This window comes from Aminipila butyrica, assembly GCF_010669305.1.
Classification (GTDB): domain Bacteria; phylum Bacillota; class Clostridia; order Peptostreptococcales; family Anaerovoracaceae; genus Aminipila; species Aminipila butyrica.
The window spans coordinates 2,873,003-2,896,970 of the sequence record NZ_CP048649.1 but is presented as its reverse complement, the minus strand read 5'-3'; the positions used below and the strand labels follow the sequence as shown (position 1 = coordinate 2,896,970).

Below are 23,968 nucleotides of genomic sequence, written 5' to 3'. Positions count from 1 at the left end.
CCCCCTTACACTATATGCAGAGCCAGTGCATCTCATGTGGCAAAGAATTTTGCAAAAATAGATTGAAATCCAAATGCTTAAAGGGTATACTAGGTTAGTTAAATTTTTACCAAGAAAAAGCCATGGTTATCCTGCTGAGACCCCATAGGATACGGAAACGATCAAAAGAGCTTCAGCTGAGGGAGACCGGACTATTCTCGCATGAGCAAAGGAGACAAACCATGCTACTAGCATTTGACGTAGGAAATACCAATATTGTTTTAGGTGTATTCAAGGGAGGAACCCTGATTCAGAACTGGCGCTTGGAGACAGACAACAACAAGAGTGCCGACGAGTACGGTATGGTCATTAACCAACTATTTACCTATGAGGGTTTGGATACCCGGGAAGTAAAGGACGTGATCATTTCTACCGTTGTTCCTTCGGTGCTGTATACCCTTCAACACCTATCGATGAAATATTTTAACAAGCGGGCTATCGTTATCGGCCCCGGCATCAAGACGGGTCTTATCGTTAAGTACGATAATCCTAAACAGGTGGGGGCAGACCGGATTGTCAATGCGGTGGCTGCGTATGCGAAGTACGGAGGACCGCTGGTGATTATCGACTTTGGTACGGCTACTACATTTTGTGCGGTGACAGAGAAGGCCGAATATGTAGGAGGAACGATTGCTCCGGGCGTAAAGATTGCTTCGGATGCTCTTTTTGAAAAGACAGCGAAGCTGCCTAAAGTAGAACTGGAAGAGCCTGGCCACGTAATCTGCAAAAATACCATCGAGAGTATGCAATCCGGTCTGGTGTACGGTCACATGGGCATGGTGGATTACATCACTAAAAAGATGAAAGAGGAAGTGGAAGCCCTGTCTCCTGAGCATAAAAAAGCCACCGTGGTCGCTACAGGCGGACTGGCTAGTTTAATCGAACAGGGAATCGACTGCATCGACTATGTAGACAAAATGCTGACCCTGGAGGGATTGCAGATGATCTATGAGAAGAACAAATGCCATAAGAAAGAAAAGGCTGAATAATATATAGATAATAAAAAGGCTGTCTTATAAGGGTAAGACAGCCTTTTTAAAGAAAGGACGAAGGTGTAGGCATGAGAGAGATTGCCATCGGAACAATAAAGCTGGAAAACCCTTTTTTGCTGGCCCCGCTGGCAGGGGTGACGGATTCTTCTTTTCGGCGTATCTGTAGGCAGATGGGAGCAGCCATGGTTTATTCGGAGATGGTCAGCGGTAAAGGACTTTTTTATAAGGATAAGAATACAGATCGTCTGTTGCAGACCTATGAAGACGAGGAGCCGGTGGCTTATCAGCTCTTTGGCAGTGAGCCGGACATCTTGGCCTATGCAGCCAGGGAACTGGCAGACCGTCCTAATGTACTGTTGGATATCAATATGGGGTGTCCCGTTCCGAAAATCGTCAAAAACGGGGAAGGCTCGGCTTTGCTGAAGGACCCGGATTTGGTGTACCGACTGGTTCAAGCAACAGTTGCCGAGGCAAAGAAGCCTGTGACCGTGAAGATTCGCATTGGCTTTGATGAGAATTCCATCAATGGTGTAGAGGTGGCCCGGGCAGCAGAAGCTGCCGGCGCCGCCGCAGTAGCTGTTCATGGGCGCACTCGGGAGCAGTATTATACCGGGAAGGCAGATTGGTCGATGATTGCGCAGATTAAGCAGGCCGTGTCTGTGCCAGTCATCGGCAATGGGGATGTGTTTTCTGGGGAGGAGGCTATTCGCATGCTGAATCAGACGGGTTGTGATATGGTGATGATTGCTCGGGGAGCTCAGGGCAATCCGTGGATTTTCCGGGAAGCTCTAGCTCTTTGGGAAGGGCAGGAGAAGCCAGAACCTCCTTCTACAGCAGAGCGGCTGGCGGTCATTGATCAGCATTGCGCTTATGTGATGGCGGAAAAAGGCGAATATGTCGGGGTACGGGAAATGAGAAAACATATTTCCTGGTATTTGAAAGGGATAAAAGGCTCGGCCCATCTGCGGGCAGAAATCAATCAGAAGAAAACTTTTGAAGAAATCAATCAGCTGTTAAAGCAGTTGGGTTAACTCGCTTCCGCTGCCCTTCGTGAGTTAGGTCAGAAAAATAATGAAAAGTCTTGAGGACGTCAATCCTTCAATCTTGATTGACGTCCTTTTTAGTTGAAAAAAATTTTTAATATTGATAGATTACGCTTGACAAAAACATATAAGCTGTATAAAATAATATTAAGAACTATTCCTATTATAAATAAGGAGGTGCTTATTTGGGGAAACACAGAAATCTAATTTTTGAAATAATAAAGGACTCTTCGGAGCATATGACAGCAGAAGAAATTTTCATGAAAGCAAAGAAAGAGCAGCCTTCCATTGCCATGGGAACCGTTTATCGCAATTTAGGCCTGATGACGGCGGACGGGGAAATAAGACGAATCAGCATGCCAGATTCCCCTGATCGATATGACAAATCCGTGAGCCCTCATGAGCACCTTATTTGTGCGAACTGCGGAAAACTATCCGATGTATCAGTGCCAGATTTAAAGGCATATTTGGCAAAACAAATAGATATTGAAATTTTGGCATATGAATTGAACTTGAAGTATATTTGTAATGAATGTAAAAGCCAAATGGTCCCGGAAGAAGTTTAAAAGTTATTAACCAGTTAAAAAATCTAAATTAAATAATAAAAGAAAAGGAGAGAACAAGATGAATATTAAAGGAACAAAAACAGAAAAAAATTTAGCAGCTGCATTTGCAGGTGAATCTCAGGCAAGAAATAAATATACTTATTTTGCGTCAGTTGCCAAAAAGGAAGGGTATGACCAGATTGCTGCCATCTTTGAAGCTACAGCAAACAATGAAAAAGAACATGCAAAAATGTGGTTTAAGGCGCTGGGAGAACTGGGAGACACAGCAGCCAACCTGCTTCATGCAGCTGAGGGAGAAAATTACGAGTGGACCGATATGTATGATGGATTTGCCAAAGAGGCAGAAGAAGAAGGATTTACAGCCCTTGCAGCACAGTTTAGAATGGTTGCAGAGATTGAGAAGCACCATGAGGAAAGATACAGGGCACTTCTTAACAATGTTGACATGCAGAAAGTCTTTGAAAAATCGGATGAAACGATGTGGGAATGTCGAAACTGCGGCCATCTGGTAATGGGCAAAAAAGCCCCTCAGGTGTGTCCGGTTTGTGCGCATCCACAGAGTTACTTTGAGGTTAGAAAAGAAAACTATTAATAGAATAACATTTATCGGTTGGACAGAAAACTGTTTTCAAGTATTTTAGGTAGCTTAGGGGGAAGCACCTAGATTCGTTGGAAGCAGTTTTTTTGTTGAAAATTAAAAGGAGGGAGACAATAATAGAAAACTTTTGCAAAATATACGAACTATCATCACCGAATGAAAATACAGAAAGGACATTATAATGAGAACAAATAATCATGTTTCCCTTGCAGTAAATCGCTTTTTTAAAAGCGATTCAGCGGGGGGCATCCTGCTTCTGCTCTGTACAATTATCGCCATGATAATAGCCAATTCATATGTAGCAGAGGCATATAATCACATCATTCATAGCACAATAAGGGTTGGGTATAAAGAGTTTTCCTTGTCTATGTCGGTTCTCCACTGGGTTAACGACGGATTGATGGCTATATTTTTCCTGGTAGTGGGCATGGAAATAAAGCGTGAACTGGCGATTGGGGAGTTGAAATCTTTAAAAAAGGCCATCTTGCCTTTCGCTGCTGCCATAGGTGGGATGATTGTCCCAGCCATCATATATGCGCTATTTAATTATCGGGAGCCAACGGCTGCCGGATGGGGCATTCCCATGGCAACGGATATTGCTTTTGCTTTAGGCATACTATCTCTGTCAGCCAGAAAAGCGCCTAGAGGAATCGTAATCTTTCTGATGGCTTTTGCCATTATTGATGATTTAGGAGCAATAGTCGTCATTGCTATTTTTTATACCAGTCAACTTTCCTGGAGTGCCCTGGTAGCGGGTTTAATTGCTATTATTCTCCTATTAGTGATCAATCGCTTGAAGGTTACTTTTCTACCTGCTTATTTGCTTCTGGGTATCATTTTGTGGGTTTGCCTGTTGAAGTCTGGGATACATGCAACCATTGCCGGCGTGCTGTTGGGCATGTCCTTGCCAGTGGGGAAAGACATAGAGGAATACCGCACGTCCTTGCTGCATAGGCTTGAACAGGCGTTAGGGCCGTGGTCTGCCTTTCTGATTATGCCAGTGTTCGCTTTAGCCAATGCCGGTGTTGCTATTGATTTTAATCAGTTGCTGGAGCTTATAGCTTCACCTGTTAGCCTAGGCATTATCTTCGGCCTCTTTGTGGGGAAACAAGTCGGTATATTCGGCATGTCCTATGTGCTCATAAAATTGAAAGTTGCCAAGCTGCCTTCCCAAGTAACCATGAAACATCTTTATGGGGCCAGTGTTCTTGGGGGTATCGGTTTCACCATGTCCTTATTCATTACATCTCTATCCTTTTCAGAGGAGCTGGCGTTGTCTACAGCGAAAATAGGGATTATTGCCGCTTCCATATTGGCGGGAATAGTCGGCACGATAATTTTTAAGTTGTTAGAGAAGTCTTCTGAACAATTAGTACAGGCGCAAACCATGGAAACGGAAGGTCATATTTGTTGACTTTGCAGGAGTAAAAGAGTATAATGTTACGATACGACAGGAGTCGAAAGGAGATTGGAAAGATGGCAGAAGAAATATTGCTAACCAAGGAAGGCTACGAGAAAATTGTGGCAGAGCATGAAGAACTGGTGTCTGTGAGACGTAAAGAAGTTTCAGAAAGGCTGAAAGAAGCGATTTCTTACGGCGACTTATCTGAAAATGCGGAATATGATGCAGCGAAAAATGAGCAGGCGGAACTGGAAGAACGAATCCATAAACTGGAGACGATGATCCGTAAAGCGAAGATTATAGATGAAAACGAAATGCCAAAAGATTTCGTCAATGTTGGTCTAAAAGTCAAGATTAAAGTTCAAGAGACTGGTATGGAAGCGGAATATGTCATTGTTGGTTCCGCCGAGGCAGATCCTTTTGAAGGGAAGATTTCCAATGAATCAGCAGTAGGCAGAGCCCTTATGCGTCAGAAGCTGGGAGCCATCGTAGAAATCCAGGTGCCAGACGGTTTGAGACATTATGAAATTTTAGACATATATAAATAAGCCCTCTAGGCAATAAATAATAGAGATGGTGTAAACGCAGCCTGACTGCCAGGCTTCAACAGGTATAGAAGAGGTAAGAGGTATATGATGAGTACAGAAGAAAACAGAAATGTAAACCCAGAAGTAGAAGAAGAGCTTTCAGAGGAAAAACTGAACGAACAGCGGATGATTCGGAGAGAGAAGTTGAAAAAACTTCAGGACATGGGTAGGAATCCGTTTTTAGTCGAAAGCTGGGATATAACTGCTTTCAGTATGGACATCAAGGAAAACTTTGAAGAAATGGAAGGAAAAGCCGTTTCCTTGGCTGGACGTATGATGGCGAATCGTCACATGGGGAAAGCCTCTTTTATTGATATCCAGGATAAGCAGGGCAGGATTCAAGCTTACGTAAGACAGGATGCCATTACGGATGAGGAATATCAGATATTCCTGACTTATGATATTGGTGATATCGTAGGCATTGAAGGCGAAGTATTTAAGACCCGCCATGGGGAGATTTCTATCAAGGTAGCCCGACTCGTGCTGCTGTCCAAGTCTCTGCAGGTGCTGCCGAACAAGTTCCACGGCTTAAAGGATCAGGATCAGCGGTATCGCCAGCGGTACGTGGACCTGATTGTCAATCCGGAAGTAAGAAATACGTTTATCCAGCGTTCCAAGATTAGTCACACCATCAAGAAAGTGTTGGAGGATGACTTTGGTTTCCTGGAAGTAGATACCCCGATTTTAACCACCATTGCAGGAGGGGCGAATGCGCGGCCTTTTGCTACCCATCACAACACGTTGGATTTAGACATGAAAATGCGTATTTCCAACGAGTTATTCTTGAAGAGACTGATTGTTGGCGGCTTGGACCGGGTATACGAGATGGGCAAGATGTTTCGAAATGAGGGCATGGACCGGAATCACAATCCAGAGTATACCTCCATGGAATGCTATATGGCTTACGGCAACATGGAAGACATGATGGATGTAACGGAGCAGGTGATTTCCAAGGCAGCTTTGGCCGCTACCGGAAGCATGGTTATCGAATATCAGGGCAAGAGTTTTGACTTAACCCCGCCGTGGAGACGGCTGAACATGGCCGATGCCATCAAGGAAATTACCGGAGTGGACTTTGCGGTCATCAACACGGATGAAGAGGCCAGAGACGCGGCTATTAAGCAGGGTATGGACAAGGATGAAGTGAAGAAGATGACTAGAGGCAAGATTCTGGCAGAGATGTTTGAAGAATTTTGTGAGGATGTACCGGAGTATTTAGACGGCCCCGTATTTATCGTGGGACATCCGGTAGAAATCTCTCCTCTGGCGAAGAGAGATGCCAATGATCCGAGGATTACCAGACGTTTTGAAGGCTATATCAACGGCTGGGAAGTATGCAACGCCTTCTCCGAGCTGAACGACCCAATCGACCAGTATGAGCGGTTTAAGGAGCAGCAAGCTCAGTTGGACGATGGTTCAGACGATGAAGCACATCCGATGGACGAAGACTTCGTTAACGCGTTAGAGGTAGGATTACCTCCGACAGGCGGATTGGGCATCGGTATCGACCGGATAATCATGCTGATTACGGATGCACCGTCGATAAGAGATGTTATGCTCTTCCCGACCATGAAACCGATTGAAAAATAGTATTTTATTTTACAAGGATTTCAAGTGAATAGGGCAAGATTTACGACCGATTTACGAACAAATGAAGAGAACACGTTCAAAGTGAAAACACCTCAATCATTGAGAGCGAGGTGTTTTTATTTATATAAAACATTAAATATTGAAAATATAAAATATTTTGATGCATTATTGATAGTAGTATGGAAAATTTCCAGAAGCCAAGGAGTGAGGAATTATTAATGAGATACTTAGGTAATAAGGAATCCATTTTACAAGATATAGAGAATCTTTTGCAGAAAAAAGGATTATTGGATAGAGAGATGATTTTTTTTGATGCGTTTTGTGGTACAGGTACTGTTGCAGATTATTTTAAAAAGTATTTCGGAATAATAATAAACGACAATTTAAAGTGGTCGACAGTATATGCCCAAGGAAGGATATGTTCAATAGAATGTACCTTTGAAAAATTAGGATTTGACCCATTTAAATATTTGAATAATAACGAAGAAATGGTTAAAGGGTTTAATTATAAAAACTATTGTCCAGCGTTATGTGATAGAATGTATTTTACTTTGGAAAATGCAGGAAGAATCGATTATTTTAGATTTCAAATAGAGGAATGGTGGAACGATGAACTGCTAACTCAAAATGAATATTATTATTTGTTAGCTTGTTTAATTGAATCTGTTTCTTCGGTATCGAATACAGCAGGGGTCTACGGTGCATTTTTGAAGAAATGGGATTCAAGAGCATTAAATGACATTATATTTAGTAAGGTTGATACGAAAGGTTATGCAATTAAGTCCTTTATGAGTTATAATTCAAAAATAGAGGAAATTATAAATGATGTAAAATGTGATATTTTGTATTTAGACCCACCATATACACAAAATCAATATGGAACACAATATCATTTGTTAGAAACACTGATATTGAATGACCAACCAGAAATAAGCCTAATAACTGGTTCAAGAAGTACTGCTCCAATGCGTTCGGATTGGTCAAAAGAATATAAAGCAAATATATTGTTTGATAGAATTATGGCGAAAACTACGGCTAAATATGTGATTTTGAGTTATAACAATGATGGTTTTATGTCAAAAGATTTTATTGAAGCATCAATGAAAAGATATGGGAAACCAGAAACTTATGAATGCATAGATATTTCATATAAAAAATATCAGAATTGGAAATCTCAAAATAAAAAAGAACATTTTGAATATCTGTTTTATGTTGAAATGAAGGGAAAAAAAGAAGTGTTCTTTGAATCTCCTTTGAATTATGTTGGAAGTAAAGGGAGAATTGTTACTGATATAAGAAATAGAATACCCGCTGGTATTGATGTATTTGCAGATATATTTGGTGGTGGATTCAATGTTGGTATAAATAGTATTGCAGATACAATCCTCTATAATGATATAAATTATTTTGTTGAAGAAATCATACGCTCTTTTAAAGAATACGATACTTATCAATATTTGATTTATATGAAAAAAATAATAAAAAAATTTGGGTTGCAAAAAGCGAATGCGGATGCATACATTAGTGCGAGAAAATATTATAACTTACTGCCAATTAAAAAGAGAGATCCCCGGTTACTGTTTACAATAATTTTATATGGATATCAGCAACAGATAAGATTTAATAGTCGACATGAATTTAATAATCCAGTAGGAATGCGATGGTTCAATGATAAAGTTTTAGAAAAAATGATTAGCTTTTCAAGAGAAATAAAAGAAAAAAATATAATATTTCTCAGCGATGATTACCAAGAAATAATACATGATTTAGATGATAGAGCATTCGTATACTTAGACCCACCATATCAAATGACAACGGGTACTTATAATGATGGCAAAAGAGGATTTAATGGATGGAGTAAAGAGTTGGAAAGAAGCCTATTAACGAACTTAGATATTCTAAATGAAAAAAATATTAAATTTATGTTATCCTATGTTGTTGAACATAAAGGGCAAAGAAACGAAGATGTTTTAACTTGGATTAAAAATAATAATTACCGATTGACAGCGTTAGGAGATATATTAGGTATTTCAGGAAGTAGACGAAAGGAAGTGCTGATTACTAATTATGATTTATAGAGAAAAACCTCATTTTGTAATAAAAAAGAATCTGCAAAAATCTAAGCAAACTGGTGTGTATTTCAGTGATATAGCTACACCAGATATATTGAAAGATGTTTGTCATCGGATTGCTAATATGGATGAGTTCACATATGAATATGTAGATAATGAATATTCAGATGAATTTCTTCCGAAATCGTATAATAAAGGTCGTATGGCAATTATGCAGTATAAGGATAGTGTAGATTACATTACTTTTTCTGAAAAAGAGATTGGTGGCAGAAATTCAAGTGTTCAGAGTGTACCGACTGCATTTAATATTTATTATTCTAATCCGCATCCTAATAAAAGGTTGTTTTATTACTTCTTAAATGTGAAGGGAAATGCAGAAACGGATTACCAAATTTTAATGTATCGACTTATGCATACGGTAGGGTGTCAATTCTTGAATGCAGATGCGGTTCTTTCTGCAAAAATAGGTGCATATACCTCGGTTGAGGATATTATGTTTAATAGAAGAATAAACACAGGGAAAAATAGAAGTAATAATTCAACTTATATTACAAAGAGTGGCCCTCTGCAAATTGATATATATGGCAAAACGTATGGCGCTAATAAATATGAAACAAGTATGATATGTTATGCATTATCAATGCTTAGAAAAAAAGAGCATACGATTACCTTGTATGAGATATTAGAAGGGGATTTAAAGGAATTACCAGAAGCAAGTTTAAATGTTATTCGTTCAATGGGTGCTATAGAAATTGTAGCAACAGATAGAACATTAGAGAAGAAAGTATTTGAAGAAAATAACAGCCTTAGGTCTCCAAGCTATATATATAATTTGGGTCGAAAACTTGGAGAAAAACATTGTACATTTTGTAATTGCGAAATACCTTCTATAATTCAAGGCGCTCATATTTGGCCTGTGGCGGAAATAAAGAAAGAAGTATTATTGTCGTTTGATGAAAAATTGACTCACGCTACAAATGGAGAAAATGGACTTTGGCTTTGCGAGAATCATCATAAATTATTTGATGATAATATTTTGAGGTTGAATAAAAATGGGCAATTATATTATGCTGATGGCATTGAAGCAAATCAAGTTGTATATCTGGATGAAATAACAAAAGTAAAACAACTTAAAGATGAAATTATGACAACGCAATTTGAAGAATATATTCGAAAAAGAAACAAAGCTATATAAATAGCTTTTATAAGTTGCAATATAGAGAAAAGAAAGGAAAGGGATTACCTCGTCCTTTCTTTTGTGATTGTATATGTAACTAATACAACATTAACCAGTAAAGCCAGTAAGGCTATCGTTTCCGTTGTGGACATAAGCATCACCCTCTCGCAAGGGCATAACTGCCTACCGTGTTTCCGGTAGCACTCCTGTAGTATAGCATAAATTATTTTCGCCTGTAAAATAGTTCTTTGCTGTCGGCTGGTTTCCGAAACAGCTCAATCAAGAAATTCTGTTCCTAACCTTCTTTTATGGATTTTGCAAATATAAAAAGGCGGCCAGAGTTTGTGCCCCGATCGCCTTTTTTACAAGTTGAAAGTTTAAAATTTTATAGGAAGGACCGTTCCACAATACTCAATGGATTGGATTTCCGTCGGATTGATGATTTCATCAAACTGAGCATCGATGACCGTTCTAAAGGTATCAGAGCTGGTCCCTCGGCTGCACTGCTGGGTATCAATGGTTGTGCCGTCCTTCAGGTGGAGGAGCAGCGGAGTCTCATGAAGCCGATCGCTGCTTATGTCCTGAGATGTAACTAAACTCATGCTGATGGATATTGGTGAGAGGCGAACCTCTTTCAGCGTAAAGGAGATATCCTTATATTTCAGCGCTTCATTCAATTTATAAGCCACCGTAGTATCCTGATAATTCAAAGGAAATTCAATCTTCCATTCCCCTGGAATCAGAATGTTATAAATATCATTTTCATCCCCTGGAGTACCGGGTTCGGTCATTTCCGGACGGTTTTCCAGTTCATCCCCGGTCTTATAGGTAGAAAAGTCTTTGAAGTCAAAGGTCATTTTTTTACCGCTGATCTTCTGACTGGAAGAAAAGGATAAAATCATGGGCTTTATATTGTCCGTGGGATCCGGATCTTCCATTTCCTGAATACTGTAGCCAGCGCCATGAGGGCCTATGGAACTCCAATCCTGTTCAAGAGAGATGTTTTGGAGAACAAAGGTATATTGTTCTTGATCCAGCACTGTTCCTTCTGCGGCGATGAGGTCAAAGAGCACGTAGACGGCATTGTGGTCTCCCAAGGCTTCTTTTATGTGGATGGTGAGGCCATTGTTGGTCACCTGTTGATCGATGATTGTCCCTAAGCCGTTTAGCAGGTCGGTCTCTTCCTGAGTTTGAGGATGGAAGAAGTTTAAGAACGTGCTGTTTAAGGACGTGGCGGCAAAGGACACAGCCCCTAAAGCAAGCACAGTGATGCAGGCTGCTGTCAGCAGGGCAAAGCGCTTGCGGTAAGGCTTCTTGGGCTTTAATGGGATGTCCGAAGTAGGGAGTGAGGCAGTATCGGCTTCTAGCTCTGGGGTAAGACCTGCCTTCAATAGTGTTTTTTCAAGAATCTGTGCACGTTCTTCCTCCGAAAGTGCTTCGCTACCCAATAAGTCTTCCTCTTTGAGATTATAGTATTTCATCATATCTTCTAATTTGCTCATAGAACAATTCCCCTTTCGATTAACGATTGACGCAGCTTCTGTTTACCGCGATACAATTTATTTTCCACTGTTTTAGGGCTGAGAGAAAGCCGCGAAGCAATGGCATTGATCTGTTGGTGAAGGTAGTAGCGGTGAATAAATATTTTTTTGTCTGGCTCTGGCAGTTCGTCGATGGCTTCCTGGAGAATCTGACAGTTATGTTCCTTGGTTAATTCGTCGGTAAAGTCAATGGATACGCCGATCTCGCTTTCTTCAATGGGTATAAATTCCATCTGAGTGCTATTCTTTCTGCTATAGTCGATGGCTGTATACCTGGTTATGCCGAACAAATAACTTTTTAAGGGTACCTTTCTTTCTATTTTAAAAGAGTCAATATTTTGCCATAGCTTGACAAAGACGTCCGACATACATTCTTCCACGTCCTGGGGACTGGAATTGCCGAGGATTTTTATGATAATCCATTTTAAAGTTCCCCCGTATAACTCAATTGCTTTAGACAACCCCTCTTGGGGATTGTCTCGGATAAGTGAAATCAACTGCTGATCTTCATTCATTGGGTCCTCCCTTTCTAATATTGCTAATTATGTTGTCTTTATATAAAATCCCTTTACCTATATATTCGTAAAAAATGATGTTTTCACTCACTAATTTAGCATATTTTTTTAAGTTTAAATATGAATAAGTAGATTTTATTTGTTGAGTTAGAACTAAAAGAAGGTAAAGTTACGGATGAAATGCAGAACAATCAATGCTACAATATAGAAAATGAAAAGAGTAAAAATAAAAGGTGTTATAATATGAAGGAAGTATAAGGCTGATTACGGAGCGGAAAAGGAGGGCTGAACCGATGCGACTAGGAGACCTGATGAACGTCTGGAAGGCTGGAGAGGACAGTGGACCAGGAAAGGACCACAACATAAATTCGGATAAGAGGGGAAAAAGCTTGTGCATGGATACCTGTCTTCAAGAGTTGACATTGGAGGAACTGAAATCCTATGCTCCGGTGATTGGCGTGACAGATGCGGCGGGGCAGAAGGTGGGTCAGGTGGAGAAGGACCTGCTGCTGTACCTGCTGTCCATGTCAGCCAGCTGGATGCTGGCTGAAATTATGGACCGATTTCAGGAGGCGGTCATTGCCATTGATCGCCACGGGCGGATATTTTATCTGAATAGTTCCTATTCTAAAATACTGGGGGTTTCCCTGGGGAGGCTCATCGGCCGAGATATTCGCCAAGTAGAGCCAGGAGCGGAGATTATCAATGTGCTGGAAAAGAAGATTCCAGTATTCCAGGAAAAACAGTATATTAAAACGCTGGATAAGTACGTTTCTGCCAGAATTTATCCGCTGGAGAGGGGGAGCGAGTTTCTGGGTGTGGTGTCTATTTTTCAGGACACCACCGTGGAAGTAAAATTGGGAGAGGCAGTTGCTAAAGCCAATGAAATCGCTTTAAACTATCAACGGCAGGCAGAGGCCCAAGAACAGATGTCACGGCTGGAAATCATCGGCAAAAGTCCCGCCTTTATGAAAACCGTATCTCAGGCTCTTATTGTGGCCAAGACAGAGGCTTCTGTGTTGATTAAGGGAGAAAACGGCGCAGGAAAAGAGATGATTGCTAAAATTATTCACGAGAACAGCGGGAGAAAGACCAAGCCGATGATTCTGGTCAACTGTGCGGCTATCCCGGAGAACCTCATCGAAAGCGAACTGTTTGGTTACGAAGAAGGCTCTTTTACAGGAGCTAAAGCCGGAGGTAAGATGGGCAAGTTTGAGCTGGCCAACGGCGGAACTTTATTTCTGGACGAGATTGGGGACATGCCCATGGCCATGCAGGCCAAGCTGCTGCGGGTACTACAGGCGGGAGAAATTGAAAAGATTGGCCGCCAGCGGAACATCCCGGTAAATGTGCGGTTGATTGCCGCCACCAATCAACCCTTAGAGCAGATGATTCAAGAAAAAACCTTTCGTCAGGATTTGTATTTTCGCCTAAATATTGTGGAGATTGATGTGCCGTCCTTAAAGGAGCGGCGGGAGGATATCGGTCTCTTGGCTAACCACTTTCTACAGGTATACAACCGACGATATGAAAAAAAGCTGACTTTTTCTCATGAAGTCTTGACCTTTCTTCATACCTACAGTTGGCCGGGAAACGTACGTGAATTGAAGAACTGCATGGAATATGCGGTTATTATGTGCAGTGGAGAGCTGTTCGGTATCAGCCATCTGCCGCCTCACATGAAGCAGCTTGTGGGGAGCGAAGAAGCTGCCGGGGCTGAGGTAATGGAGCTTGCTGGTGCATCTGTTCAGCCCGTCGGTCAGAGCTATCAGGGAGGTCCTTTGCGAGAAGCACTAGGGGCCTTGGAGAAAAAGATTCTTATAGAGGCTATCGCTCAGAATCGGGGAAGCAAGGTTCGGGCTATGAAGGAATTAGAGGTTAGCAAGCGGACTTTTTATAGAAAATTAAAAGAGTATGGAATCAATGGTAGCGAAAAAGACACTTAAGTGACAAAAATGGCACTATTAAAAGGCGAAAAAATAAGCAAAATGTTCAGAAAAGGTGCTAATTATGGCACCTTTTTTGTAAATAAAAGTGCAGAAAATGAAAGAGACCAGAAAAAAGAGTGATATTTCAACCGTTTATACCTTTGGCATGGATATTGCTTTAATAAAAAGCATAGAGAAGGAGGATACGTTATGGACGGTAAAAAAATTCGTATAGGAGGCGGTCAGGGTTTCTGGGGAGACAGCAACGATGCCGCCATCCATATGATAAAAAAGGGCAATTTGAATTATATGGCCTGTGATTATCTGGCAGAACTGACCTTATCCATCATGCAGAGGCAGAAGAATCGGAATCCAGAAGCCGGATATGCAAGAGACTTTATCGATTTAGTAAGAATCATCGGTAAGGAAGGTTATGAAAAGGGCATCAAGATTATTTCAAATGCCGGAGGCATGAACATCACCGGAGCCGTCAAGGCTATTGAACAGACTGCTATGGATCAAGGCCTTTCTGGATATAAGATTGGTTACGTTGTGGGCGACGACATGAAGGACCGGATACCAGCGCTGAAGGCGCAGGGTCTGGATTTTAAAAATATCGATCACGACGGCGATTTTTCAGAGATTGAAGACAAAATACTAAATGCCAACGTCTACTTTGGACACGAGCCCATTGTGGCGTGTCTGGAACAGGGGGCAGACATTGTGGTCACAGGCAGAGCTGCAGATTCGGCCTTGTTTTTAGCTCCGTTAAAGCACGAATTTGGCTGGGCTGCCGACGATTATGATAATCTGGCCCGGGGCATTATGGCTGGTCATCTGCTGGAATGCGGCGGCCAGGGAGCGGGCGGCAACTTTGACTATGATTGGAGAGCTGTTCCAAGAATGGATGAACTGGGCTTTCCGATTGCGGAGCTGACAGAGCAGGAGATGTTTATCACCAAGGCGGAGGATTGCGGCGGCTTGATCAGCGAGCAGAGCTGCAAGGAGCAATTCCTGTATGAGGTTCACGACCCAGCCAACTACATTACACCGGACGTAAACGTGGATATCAGCCATGCAACCCTGACTCAATCCGGCGACAATCGGGTTAAAGTGGGCAATATCAAGGGCAAGACCAGGCCCGATAATTTGAAGCTGAGTATTGGCTATCATGCCGGCTACAAGGTAGAGACGTATCTAAGTTTTGCTTGGCCGGATGCTTACGAGAAGGCGCAGTATGCAGCAGATATCCTGATGAAGAAGATGAAGCGCAAAGGCTTAAAGGCAGAAGAAATTCGCATTGATTACTTAGGTCTGAATGCACTGCACTTAGGGGTGGCCAGCATGGACCCTGAACTGGTAAAGAACATGAATGAGGTGGTCTTGCGAATCGCTGTGCGGACTCTGGAGAAATCAGAAGCGATGAAGTTAGTACCGGAGATTTCTCCATTGCAGCTGAACGGTCCTCCCGGAGCAAGTTTCTTCGGCGGACGGGCTAAGGTGCAAGAAGTTATCGGTTTGTGGCCGACCTTTATTCCGAGAAGCGTCGTAGAGCTGAAATCGAATATTCTGGAGGTGAAATAAATGGCACAGGTATATTTAAACCAGTTAGCTCACGGCAGATCTGGAGACAAGGGGGACACCAGCAACATTTGTGTGTATGCGCGGGATCCCAAGGATTATGAGTTCTTAAAGCGGATATTAACCGTGGAACGGGTGAAATCCCACTTTGGAGATATGGTACAGGGTGAAATTACTCGCTATGAGGTGGATAGCCTCCATGGCTTCAATTTTGTCATGAAGCACGCCTTGGGCGGCGGGGCTACCCATTCTCTGCGGTTGGATTCCTTGGGCAAATCTATGGGCTCAGCTTTTATGAGAATGAAAATTGATACAGAGGAATAATCGTTAACCAACGAGTTGTGAGATGAGAGGAGAATACCATGAAAACCAGCAGTTATTCAGGATTTTATAAATTATCCCCGGCAGAGAGATTGGCAGAAGTAAGTGAATTTTCAGGAATTTCCCAGGCAGACCAGGAGGTTATCAGCCAGCCCGGAGCACTGGATATGGATAAGGCAGACCATATGATTGAAAACGTCATCGGTACCTTCCAGCTGCCCATGGGCGTAGCATTAAACTTCATGATAAATGGCAAGGACTACGTGATTCCCATGGTGACAGAGGAACCATCGGTGGTGGCTGCGGCCAGCAATGCTGCCAAGATGGCTCGAGATGGCGGAGGCTTCTTTGCCAGCAATTCTGGTTCTGTGATGATTGCTCAGGTGCAGATTTTAGACGTGCCGGATCCCAATGCCGCTAAAATTCGTATCTATGAGAATAAGGCGAAGATTATAGAAATCTGTAATGAGAAGGACCCCATCTTAGTTCAGCACGGCGGCGGCATGCAGGATTTGGATGTGCGGATTATTAACAGTGCTGTAGGCCACATGGTCGTAGTGCACCTCCATGTGAATACCTTAGATGCTATGGGCGCCAATGCCGTAAACACCATGGCTGAGGCGGTAGCTCCATTCCTGGAGGAAGTCTCCGGCGGGACGGTACACCTGAGGATTCTGTCTAATTTGGCTGTGCACCGTCTGGCTCGTTCCCGTGTACATATTAAGAAGGAGGCCATCGGAGGCGAAGACGTGGTGAATCAGATTATTACCGCCTACGCCTTTGCGGCAGCAGACCCATACCGGGCGGCTACGCACAATAAGGGCATTATGAACGGCATCGTACCGGTGGTCTTGGCGACGGGAAACGATACCAGAGCCATCGAATCGGGAGCACATGCGTATGCTTCCCGCTCTGGGCAGTACACGTCGTTAACTACTTGGGAAAAAGATCAGAACGGAGATTTAGTGGGAACCATTGAACTGCCTATGGCTGTAGGCTTGGTAGGTGGTGCTACGAAGATTCACCCGACGGCTCAAGTAGCGGTAAAAATGCTGGGGGTAAAGAGTGCTGCGGAGCTGGGAGAAATTATTGCTTCCGTAGGCTTGGCCCAGAACCTGGCAGCCATTAAGGCGCTGGCCACAGAAGGTATTCAGCGGGGCCATATGTCTCTCCATGCTAGAAATCTGGCTTCTGTAACCGGAGCAAAAGGAGACATCCTGGATAAGATTGTAGATAAGATGGTAAAGGAGAAAAAGGTAAGATTGGAATATGCCCAAGAGCTGTTGAAAGAATATACCAAATAAAGGACAGGAGGAAGAAGCCATGGAAGAGAAAAAATACTTCTATGCAGACGTATGGGGTGATACAGTAGACATCCGTCATTTAGCCATTGCTGCGGTCATTGGCATCGTCGTAAGTCTGACTCTGTTCAGTACGGCCTGGCATTTTATGCAGACGAGCCTGGATGGGGTAGCCCCTAACCTGATAAAGGCTTATGCCCTGCTGGTGGGGATTTTAGGATCTCTAATCAGTGCAGCCATATCTGCCAAGCTGTTCAAACCGAAAAGAATTCTCAACGAAAAGCACTTTGCAGAAGAGGATCAGCTTCAGGTTCTGGAGGAACTGGGACTGGATCGGGATAAAGAACGGGAATATTTGCAGAAAGCGGAAAGCTGCATTGTGGAAGAGATGAAGAGCTTAAAGATCTATGAGCTGTTTGCGGGCGAAAGCCAATCGGGAAAGGAGGACGTGTAAATGGACGCGATGTTGATTCACGATCTCATGTGGGGCGTGGGGGGCGCTCTGCTGGGCGGTATTATCTTTTCCTTTATGGGTTTAATCTCTGGTACGGATGAGACGGCTACTATAGCCCCTTTGACTCTATTGATTATCCTATTGGGCTTTCCCCCGGTGGCTATCTTTGGATTCTTTATGGCTGCCGCGGTATCAAAGCACATGACCCACGCCATTCCTACAGCCCTTATGGGTGTACCAGGGGATACCATGGCCGTTCCGCTGCTAGAGCATGCCAATGTCTTGCGGAGGCTGGGCGTGCCGCACATGGCGCTGCGAAAGATGATATCCGGTGCCATTGTCGGTGCCGTTATTGCACTACCCGTATCCATTGGCTTTGCGACCCTGCTGGCACCTTTCGGCGACTTGGTAAAGGCCTGGGCACCCATTATCTTTATCATCGCTGCCTTGATTATTGCCTATACATCAAAAGGGAAGTGGGCTAGTATCTTTGTCTTAATTCCTTTTGCCGTATTTCTGCAAGGGCTGATTAAGATGGCTGTGGCAGCAGAACACTCAGTATCCATTAGTATTTTCTTGGGCATCGCTATTGGCCCCATGTTTGCTGACATCGTGACGCTGCTTTCACCAGTCACCCGGCAGATGCTTCTTCGAAAAGCACCTCGGGAATTCTGGCTGGCACCGGAGCTGAAGTCTTGGAAAGGGTATTTCCCAAACCCTTTAAAAATCCTTTCACCGAAACAGACCGGATTTACGCTCCTCGGTGCAGGTATTTCTTCTCTGACTTTTACCTTCAGCCCGGTAGGTATGACGGTAATGGCTGGAGAAATCATATCTTCCAAGGTTAAAGGCACGTATCAGAGACTAACCACGACTTTGTCGGTAATGAATGCGGTAACGGAATCTACCTACATAGCAGAAGTCGTTATCCCCTTGGTGGCCTTTGGTATTCCTTTGAGCCCGGTAGCACTGGGACCGGCAGGACCGCTGTTTAACGCAGCACCTATCTTTTCCAGCGATCCAGTGAACAACCTGCATACCCTGATGACTCCGTCTCAGTTTATGCTTTTCGGATTTATCAGTATCTTGGTAGCGTACTTGGTGGCCTATCCGTTTTCCATGAACTACGCCAGAAAAGCTAGTGTCATGGTTCTGAAAAATATCAGCCAAGAAGCCATTATCTGCATGTTTATGGGCTTGATTATTGTTCTTTCCTTCTATGAAGCTGGACTGGTGGGGATTCTCGTTTCCCTCACCATTGGTATTTTTGGAGGAATTCTGAACAAGTTCTTCGGCGTTCACACTGGTGTTCAGTTCATGACCTTCTACGCATCCAGTTGGCTGGTATTGCAGCTGTTTGGGATTTAATAAAACTTTTGAAAATTGAAGATAAAACCCACATAAATTTGACAGATACACAAATAATAGAAGATAGCCCCTTGCGCAAGGGGCTATTTTCCATTGAATTTGATTGTCAAGATACTTTTCAAAGGATAGCCCTTGCATAAGGGGGTATTTTCCTATACAATAAATGCATATAGCCTTTTGGGCAGAAAGAAAAATCGAGGAGTTGGTAAAGATGGGAAAAGATACGACGATAAGAGAGCTTTACAGAGAGACAGAAACCTATGCTGGACAGGAAGTTACCTTGCGGGGCTGGGTGCGAACGAACAGAAGTTCCAATAAATTTGGATTTATCGAGCTGAATGACGGCTCCTTTTTTAAATCCGTTCAAGTGGTATACGAGCAGGATATGATTAATAATTTTGATGCAATTGCCAAGGCCCCTATAGCGGCAGCTTTGATGGTTCGAGGCACGCTGGTCCTGACACCGGAAGCCAAGCAGCCTTTTGAGCTGAAGGCGGCGGAAGTAGTGATTGAGGCTGGATCAGAAGCGGACTACCCCCTGCAAAAAAAGCGGCATAGCCTGGAATTCCTGCGGGAAATTGCTCATCTGCGGCCACGAAGCAATACCTTTTCAGCTGTATTCCGGGTACGGTCTTTGGTGGCTTATGCTATTCATCAGTTCTTCCAAGATCAGCACTTTGTCTATGTGCATACGCCTATCGTTACCGGCAGCGATGCGGAAGGTGCTGGAGAGATGTTCCACATCACCACCTTGGATTTGGAAAATCTGCCCAAGGGAGAAGACGGAAATATTGACTACAGCCAGGACTTTTTTGGTAAAGAAACCAGCCTTACTGTAAGCGGACAGCTGGAGGCGGAGACTTTCGCCATGGCTTTCCGCAATGTGTACACCTTTGGCCCAACCTTTAGAGCGGAAAATTCCAACACCGCCAGACATGCTTCCGAATTCTGGATGATTGAACCGGAAGTGGCTTTTGCCGATCTGGCGGACAACATGGATTTGGCAGAGGATATGATTAAATATATCATTAACTACGTGTTAGAGCATGCACCAGAAGAGATGGAGTTCTTTAACAGCTTTGTAGATAAGGGCCTGATCGATCGGTTGAATAACATCGTCAGCAATGATTTCGTCCGCGTCACCTATACGGAAGCGGTGGACCTGCTGCTGAAATCCGGTAAGGAATTTCAGTATCCGGTTCAGTGGGGAATCGATTTGCAGACGGAGCACGAACGCTACATCACGGAAGAAATCTTTAAAAAGCCCGTGTTCGTTACCGATTATCCAAAGGATATCAAGGCCTTCTATATGCGCATTAACGACGACGGCAAGACCGTGGCTGCCTGCGACCTGCTGGTACCAGGAGTCGGTGAAATCATTGGCGGCAGTCAGAGGGAAGAGCGATATGATGTGCTCTGTGCCCGCATGAAGGAAATGAACCTGGACGAAGCGGATTACTGGTGGTATATGGATTTAAGAAAGTACGGCGGCGTGAAGCATGCCGGATATGGTTTGGGCTTTGAGCGGATTATTATGTACGTTACCGGCATGAGCAACATCCGGGACGTTCTGCCGTTCCCGAGAACGCCGAAGACGGCTGAATTCTAAGGAGAGAACAGCGGTGAAGAAAAAAATCTGCATTATTTATACCGGGGGCACCATCGGTATGGAGGAAACGGCTTACGGGTATGCTCCGGCTCCCGGTTACATGAAAAAGACTCTGGGGAGCATGCAGGAACTGAAAGACCCAGAAATCCCGGATTACGATTTGATTGAGTACAGCCCTTTGTTGGATTCTTCCAACATCACGGTAGACAACTGGAATCAGATTGGGGCGGATATCCGGGAGCGGTATTTTGACTACGATGGTTTTGTGGTCATGCACGGGACGGATACCATGGCTTACACGGCTTCTGCCTTGTCTTTTATGCTTCAAGGCTTGTCTAAGCCGGTAATTCTTACCGGTTCGCAGATTCCTCTATGCAAAGTGCGCAATGATGCCCGGGAGAATCTGATTACCTCGATGATGATCGCAGCAGATTATGGGATACCGGAGGTTTGCATCTATTTCGGCGGCAAGCTCATACGGGGCAACCGTTCTACGAAGGTCAGCTCGGATACCATGATTGCTTTCGATTCCCCCAACTACGAACCTTTAGCTGAGGCTGGGGTTAATATTACCATCAATCAGAAGCAAATCCGCCGGGAGGCCAGAGAGCTGAATTTCTGCCCGTTTACCAATAACCAGATTGCCGTGCTGAAAATCTTTCCGGGGATTCAATTTGAAATCTTTGAAAACATCATGACGGATAAGCTTAAAGGTATTGTCATTGAAGCCTTTGGCGCTGGCAACATTCCTCAGAATGATGATTCCATGCTGCGGATGCTCCAGAAGGCTAAGGAGAACGGGACCTACATCATCGTCTGCACTCAATGCCACCGGGGCACAGCCACCATCGGCAAATACGAAACCAGCAAGAATCTGGCGGAGGCCGGGGCTCTGTGCGGCTTCGATATGACCGTGGAGGCTGCCGTCACCAAGCTTTACTACTTGCTCAGTCGGCATCAGGAAGAGCGGGAAATCAAGCTGCTTATGGAGACGGATATCCGGGGAGAACTGACCAGAGACGCATAGGTGTTACGCAAAAAAGAATAAAAGCCCAGAGCTCATTGCTTGCAAGGCTTACAGCAAAATCGTCAGATAAATCAAATATTCTGACGATTTTTATTTGCCATATATAGTCTCTAATGGTATAATGAACTGGTAATGAATGTATACAAGATGACTCATTATCAAAAAATAATTTTGGGGAGGACTTATTTATGAAGGGCTATACGAGCGATACGATCAGGAACGTTGCACTTGTTGGACACGGCGGCTGCGGTAAGACCACGCTGCTGGAATCAGCGCTGCTGGAAACCGGCGTCATCAACCGGCTGGGCAAAGTTGAAGATGGAAACACCGTATCCGACTACGATAAGATGGAAATCGAAAAAGGGTATTCCATTAATACGTCGGTAGTTCCGGTCGAATGGAAAGACAGCAAGATTAACTTTATCGATACGCCGGGCTACTTAGACTTTATCGGTGAAGTCAATGCGGCACTTCGAGCTGCGGAAGCCGCTGTAATTCTGGTTGATGCAGGTTCCGGGATTCAGGTAGGTACCGAGCAGGCCTGGAAGGCTTGCGAACGCTATAAGAAACCAAGATTTATTGTTATAAATAAGCGAGATAAGGATGAGTTTGATTTTTATAAAACATTTGATGAATTGAAAGCAAAGTTTGGAGATACATTAATCCCTTTTAGTTGGCCGCTCTCTGCGGAGATTGACGAAGGCTTAAAAGAAGCGATCGCCATGACGGATGAGAGCCTCATGGACAAGTATTTTAACGGAGACGACTTTACAGATGAAGAGATTCGCACAGGGCTGAGACGGGGCATCGCCGATGGGGTTATCGTACCAGTGTGTTCCTCCGCTTTCTCCCTGGGTCACGGCATTGAAGGTCTTTTGGATCTGCTGATTACATACGTACCTACGCCGCTGGAGCACGGTCCATATTTCGGATTTAATGATCAGAATGAGCATATTGAACGACTTTCAGTGGTAGATGCTCCCATGTCTGCCTTTGTATTTAAGACCATCGTAGACCCATTTGTGGGTAAGATTTCCATTATGAAGGTTGTTACGGGTAAGATTAATTCTGGAACAGAAGTCCTCAACGAGCGGACAGGTCGGGCGGAGAAACTGGGCAAGCTTTTCTTCCTGCGAGGAAAAAACCAGCTGGAATTGAATTACGCGGAGGCCGGAGACATCGTAGCCGTGGCAAAATTGCAGTATACCTTGTCGGGAGATACCCTTTGCGATAAGAGCGATATCATCCGCTATCTTCCGCTGGATTATCCGGAGCCTACGTATTTCATCGCTATTGAGGCAGCTGAAAAGGGCGATGAGGAAAAAATGGGTACGGGGCTGAACAAGCTGAGAGAGGAAGATCCATCTTTCATTATCAGCAGAAATACGGAAACCCACCAGACCCTTCTAGGGGGCCAGGGTGAGATCCAGTTGAGCATCATTATCGCCAAGCTGAAAGACCGATTTGGTGTTTCTGTAAGGACAGTACCGCAGAAGATTGCGTATCGGGAGACCATTAAAGGCCAATCGGACGTACAGGGTAAGCATAAGAAGCAGTCTGGCGGAGCAGGGCAATATGGTGATGTGCACATCCGATTCTCCCCATCGGATCAGGAATTTGAGTTCTCGGAAGCGCTGTTTGGCGGCTCCGTACCGAAGAACTATGTGCCTGCGGTAGAAAAGGGCTTGCAGGAGTCCATGCAAAAGGGCCCTCTGGCCGGCTGCCGGGTAGTAAATGTTAAAGCTGTATTTTATGATGGTTCTTACCACGATGTGGATTCCAACGAAATGTCCTTTAAGATTGCCGCCTCCCTGGCCTTCAAAAAAGGTATCGTGGAAGCTAAGCCTTGTCTGTTGGAGCCAGTTATGCATCTGGAGATTACTGTGCCAGATGAATACATGGGTGATGTCATGGGAGACATGAACAAGAGAAGAGGAAAGATATTAGGTATGGAACCGGTGCAGGGCGGCGGTCAGAAGCTGTTGGCAGAAGCACCCCAAGCGGAGATTTTCGACTATTCCGTGTCCTTGCGGGCGATGACTCAGGCTAGAGGATCCTTTACCCAGCGATTTGAACGGTATGAAGAGGTACCGATGCACATGGCAGAAAAGATTATTGCTAAGCATAAACAAGAAACCGAGTCCTAAGGCTATATCATAGAAAAAGGAGCAAGAAATTGCTCCTTTTTCGTTGGTTTTCGTCAGGGGCTGAGGTATACTTATAAGGAATGAATCTGGTATAGATGGAATTCGAGAAT

General features: G+C 43.9%; 20 protein-coding genes. 18 read left to right on the top strand and 2 right to left on the bottom strand.

Annotation, left to right across the window (positions count from 1 at the left end; genetic code table 11):
• Positions 1-221: 221 nt before the first annotated feature.
• The 9 genes from Ami103574_RS13700 to Ami103574_RS13660 all read left to right on the top strand — a co-directional run bounded on the left by Ami103574_RS13700 (position 222) and on the right by Ami103574_RS13660 (position 10,084).
• Positions 222-1,028, top strand: a complete 807-nt coding sequence (locus Ami103574_RS13700; RefSeq protein ID WP_163067523.1) for a type III pantothenate kinase — start codon at positions 222-224, stop codon at positions 1,026-1,028.
• Between the two features lie 80 nt (positions 1,029-1,108).
• Positions 1,109-2,062, top strand: a complete 954-nt coding sequence (dusB, locus tag Ami103574_RS13695) for a tRNA dihydrouridine synthase DusB (RefSeq protein ID WP_456298136.1) — start codon at positions 1,109-1,111, stop codon at positions 2,060-2,062.
• A 197-nt stretch (positions 2,063-2,259) separates the two neighbouring features.
• Complete coding sequence (locus tag Ami103574_RS13690) at positions 2,260-2,640, top strand: Fur family transcriptional regulator (protein ID WP_163067521.1); 381 nt, start codon at positions 2,260-2,262, stop codon at positions 2,638-2,640.
• A 58-nt stretch (positions 2,641-2,698) separates the two neighbouring features.
• Complete coding sequence (rbr, locus tag Ami103574_RS13685) at positions 2,699-3,232, top strand: rubrerythrin (RefSeq protein ID WP_163067520.1); 534 nt, start codon at positions 2,699-2,701, stop codon at positions 3,230-3,232.
• 187 nt (positions 3,233-3,419) lie between these two features.
• The gene (gene nhaA / locus Ami103574_RS13680; protein ID WP_163067519.1) at positions 3,420-4,652 is read left to right on the top strand and encodes a Na+/H+ antiporter NhaA; all 1,233 of its coding nucleotides are present in this window, start codon (positions 3,420-3,422) and stop codon (positions 4,650-4,652) included.
• A 62-nt stretch (positions 4,653-4,714) separates the two neighbouring features.
• Positions 4,715-5,188: a transcription elongation factor GreA gene (greA, locus tag Ami103574_RS13675; protein ID WP_163067518.1), complete on the top strand. Its 474-nt coding sequence runs from the start codon at positions 4,715-4,717 to the stop codon at positions 5,186-5,188.
• An 84-nt stretch (positions 5,189-5,272) separates the two neighbouring features.
• On the top strand, positions 5,273-6,817 hold the full coding sequence (gene lysS, locus Ami103574_RS13670; RefSeq protein ID WP_408609088.1) for a lysine--tRNA ligase: 1,545 nt from the start codon (positions 5,273-5,275) through the stop codon (positions 6,815-6,817).
• 218 nt (positions 6,818-7,035) lie between these two features.
• Positions 7,036-8,895, top strand: a complete 1,860-nt coding sequence (locus Ami103574_RS13665; protein ID WP_163067517.1) for a DNA adenine methylase — start codon at positions 7,036-7,038, stop codon at positions 8,893-8,895.
• Positions 8,885-10,084: an HNH endonuclease signature motif containing protein gene (locus Ami103574_RS13660; RefSeq protein ID WP_163067516.1), complete on the top strand. Its 1,200-nt coding sequence runs from the start codon at positions 8,885-8,887 to the stop codon at positions 10,082-10,084. Before Ami103574_RS13665 ends, Ami103574_RS13660 begins: the two co-directional genes overlap by 11 nt.
• A gap of 359 nt (positions 10,085-10,443) precedes the next feature.
• On the opposite strand, the gene Ami103574_RS13655 is transcribed toward Ami103574_RS13660, so the two are convergent.
• Together Ami103574_RS13655 and Ami103574_RS13650 are read right to left on the bottom strand one after the other, a co-directional pair.
• The gene (locus Ami103574_RS13655; RefSeq protein ID WP_163067515.1) at positions 10,444-11,568 is read right to left on the bottom strand and encodes a DUF4179 domain-containing protein; all 1,125 of its coding nucleotides are present in this window, start codon (positions 11,566-11,568) and stop codon (positions 10,444-10,446) included.
• A complete protein-coding gene (locus tag Ami103574_RS13650) occupies positions 11,565-12,122 on the bottom strand; it encodes an RNA polymerase sigma factor (protein WP_163067514.1) in 558 nt (185 codons plus the stop codon). Before Ami103574_RS13650 ends, Ami103574_RS13655 begins: the two co-directional genes overlap by 4 nt.
• 293 nt (positions 12,123-12,415) lie before the next feature.
• Here Ami103574_RS13650 and Ami103574_RS13645 point away from each other — a divergent pair, with 293 nt between their 5' ends.
• The 9 genes from Ami103574_RS13645 to Ami103574_RS13605 all read left to right on the top strand — a co-directional run bounded on the left by Ami103574_RS13645 (position 12,416) and on the right by Ami103574_RS13605 (position 23,858).
• Complete coding sequence (locus Ami103574_RS13645) at positions 12,416-14,068, top strand: sigma-54 interaction domain-containing protein (RefSeq protein WP_246213153.1); 1,653 nt, start codon at positions 12,416-12,418, stop codon at positions 14,066-14,068.
• A gap of 192 nt (positions 14,069-14,260) precedes the next feature.
• Entirely contained in the window at positions 14,261-15,634 is a 1,374-nt protein-coding gene (locus Ami103574_RS13640) for an acyclic terpene utilization AtuA family protein (protein WP_163067513.1), read from the top strand.
• The gene (locus tag Ami103574_RS13635) at positions 15,635-15,955 is read left to right on the top strand and encodes an AtuA-related protein (protein ID WP_163067512.1); all 321 of its coding nucleotides are present in this window, start codon (positions 15,635-15,637) and stop codon (positions 15,953-15,955) included.
• Positions 15,956-15,993: 38 nt separating this feature from the next.
• On the top strand, positions 15,994-17,256 hold the full coding sequence (locus tag Ami103574_RS13630) for a hydroxymethylglutaryl-CoA reductase, degradative (protein WP_163067511.1): 1,263 nt from the start codon (positions 15,994-15,996) through the stop codon (positions 17,254-17,256).
• Positions 17,257-17,275: 19 nt separating this feature from the next.
• Positions 17,276-17,707, top strand: coding sequence for a hypothetical protein (locus Ami103574_RS13625; protein WP_163067510.1), 432 nt, complete (start codon positions 17,276-17,278; stop codon positions 17,705-17,707).
• Positions 17,708-19,075, top strand: coding sequence for a tripartite tricarboxylate transporter permease (locus Ami103574_RS13620; protein ID WP_163067509.1), 1,368 nt, complete (start codon positions 17,708-17,710; stop codon positions 19,073-19,075). It abuts the gene before it with no gap.
• A gap of 211 nt (positions 19,076-19,286) precedes the next feature.
• Positions 19,287-20,684 (top strand): asparagine--tRNA ligase, encoded by a 1,398-nt coding sequence (gene asnS, locus Ami103574_RS13615; RefSeq protein WP_163067508.1) that lies wholly within the window; start codon positions 19,287-19,289, stop codon positions 20,682-20,684.
• Positions 20,685-20,697: 13 nt separating this feature from the next.
• The gene (ansA, locus tag Ami103574_RS13610; protein WP_163067507.1) at positions 20,698-21,711 is read left to right on the top strand and encodes an asparaginase; all 1,014 of its coding nucleotides are present in this window, start codon (positions 20,698-20,700) and stop codon (positions 21,709-21,711) included.
• A gap of 188 nt (positions 21,712-21,899) precedes the next feature.
• Positions 21,900-23,858: an elongation factor G gene (locus Ami103574_RS13605; RefSeq protein ID WP_163067506.1), complete on the top strand. Its 1,959-nt coding sequence runs from the start codon at positions 21,900-21,902 to the stop codon at positions 23,856-23,858.
• The last annotated feature ends 110 nt before the right edge of the window (positions 23,859-23,968 follow it).